This is a genomic window from Okeania sp. SIO2B9 (assembly GCF_010672505.1).
Lineage (GTDB): Bacteria > Cyanobacteriota > Cyanobacteriia > Cyanobacteriales > Microcoleaceae > Okeania > Okeania hirsuta.
Genome location: NZ_JAAHGK010001223.1, coordinates 1 through 2,290, shown reverse-complemented (window position 1 = coordinate 2,290; position 2,290 = coordinate 1). Strand labels below are relative to the sequence as shown.

Below are 2,290 nucleotides of genomic sequence, written 5' to 3'. Positions count from 1 at the left end.
TTAAAAGTAAAAAGTTAAAAGTCAAAAGTGAAATCAAAAGTTAGGAGTTAAAAAGAAAAAAGTTAAAAGTGAAGTCAAAAGTTAGGAGTCAGAATTCAGAAGTTATTTTGGTAACAAGAATTATTTAAGGAAGAAAACTTGAAAATAATTGCTTAATTACCCAAATTACTCAAAGTTAAGAAAGGAGGAATAAAAATCTGGAAATAATCGGAAGTAAGAATTAAATTAAACAATAATTATGGCAGGAGAATGAAGGAGGAAGGAAATTTGACAACAATTTTTAAATCAAAAATTAAAGAAAATTGAGCAATTATTCTCAATTATCAAAAGTAAATAGGAGGAAAAAAAATCTGGAAAAAATGATAAATAATTAGTAAGAATAGTTAATATATCAGTCGAAGCAAATGGCACGGACATATCAAAAGCTTAAAATTCAGACAAGGCTAGATTTTTCTTTCTGCCTTCTGCTATACGACCTAAAAAATGATATTGAAGCCATTTATTCTGACTCCCTACTCCCTACTCCCTACTCCCTAATTAATGACCACCTTCTCTATAACTTCCATTTTCCCTGATTCTTTCCTACTGCCTACTGCCTACTGCCTACTCCCTACTAAAAAATTAAGAACAAAATGAATACTCAATCTACATCATTAAACGAACAACCAGTCATTCTAGAAAAACCAGCCATATTATCTAGGCTATTTCTATGGATGATTATGTTAATTACCAGTTCAGCAATAATTTGGGCTTACTTTGCGGAGATAGACCAAGCAGTACCAGCTACAGGACAATTAGAACTTAAAGATGGTTCCATAGATGTCCAAGCTCCTACCAGTGGCAATGTAGTTAGACTTCATGTAGAAAATGGCGATCGCGTGGAAAAAAATCAACCATTACTAACTTTTAGTCCTACTGCTCCTAGTGCAGATTTAGGTTCTGCTAAAGAATTAAGAGACACCCTAAAAAGAGAAAATCAGTTTTATAAAGAGGTACTCAATGGTCAAGTTCCTACAGCTTTACCTCCAGATTTACAAAAATTAGCTCAAGAGCGACAAACTAGAATATCAGAAAATCAAACATACCGCGCTCTGATTAATGAGCTTTATCTAAATAGAGGTGGTTTTGTTAATGTTGACTCTAGTTTGCAAGGATTATATGTAAACTACAAAGCTGAATATAATTCTCGTGTAGCTGCTGTAGAATTGCAAATTACAGAGCTAGAAAAACAACTTCAACAAGCAGAAGAAGATGAAGAAGCAGCTAGAGAACAATTAAGAGTAGCTCAAGACCAATTGCAATATGCCAAACAACAATTACAGTTTGCCAAACAACAATTAAATAATAGTAAGCAACAGCTAACTTATGCTTACGAACAATTAAATAATACAGAGAAACAACTGAAGTTTGCTAACGAACAACTGAAAAATACTCAGGAACAACTACAATATTCTCAAGAGCAATTAAACCTGGCTAAAGGACAGTTAAGTAAGTCAGAACAAGTATTAGGATCTAACCAAGAAATTTTAGGACAAATATCTCCTTTAGTAGAAGAAGGAGCGATCGCTGAACTACAAAAAAAACGTCAGGAACAAGAAGTTTTCCGAGGAGAAAGTGAGCTTTTAAGGCAACAAGACCAAATTCAAGCAAGAGCAGGAGAAATAAATACTAGATTGGGAGAAGTAAATTCTCGCCTATCAGACATTAATGCTAGAGAAGGGGAAATAAATTCTCGCAGGTCTGATATTAATATATTGGAAGGAGAAATAAATACTCGTGAAGGAGAAATAAATTCTCGCCTATCAGATATTAATGCTAGAGAGGGAGAAGTCAAAGCTCGTCAAGCAGAAATACAACGCGCTAGGTTAGAACAACAGCGTTTAAATGTGGCTATTAATAGAACTAAAGAACAGTTAAAAAATACTAGAGATGGTTGGGCAAGGGAACTTTATGCCAGAATTGCTGAAAATGAAGGAAGGGAAATTGCTCGAATAGATTCTCAATTTACTCGCTTACAACTAGACAACAATAAGAGACTAACTGAAGTTAGTGCTCAGATTGAAAAGTTAGAAGAAACTCGCGATAATCAAGTTTTAAAAGCACCAGTTTCTGGAGTAATTTTTGATTTAAAACCTGTTAGTAAAGAAGAGTCTTCTCTAGATCTAAAAACTGACCCTATTTGTCAATATGTAATTAATGATGTCTTGAAACCTGGGGATATTAAACCTTCATCATCATCCAATACTGTCAGTAACGGTTGAGTTTGTTGTGCCTCATAAGACGCATCTTC

General features: G+C 33.9%; 1 protein-coding gene. It reads left to right on the top strand.

Annotated elements, in window-relative coordinates; translation table 11 throughout:
- Positions 1 to 632 precede the first annotated feature (632 nt).
- Positions 633 to 2,261, top strand: a complete 1,629-nt coding sequence (locus F6K13_RS29155) for a biotin/lipoyl-binding protein (RefSeq protein ID WP_287289286.1) — start codon at positions 633 to 635, stop codon at positions 2,259 to 2,261.
- The last annotated feature ends 29 nt before the right edge of the window (positions 2,262 to 2,290 follow it).

What these genes read in the sequence shown, in the direction of transcription:
- F6K13_RS29155 (WP_287289286.1), top strand. Translation starts at nt 633, where the DNA reads ATGAATACTCAATCTACATCATTAAACGAACAACCAGTCATTCTAGAA.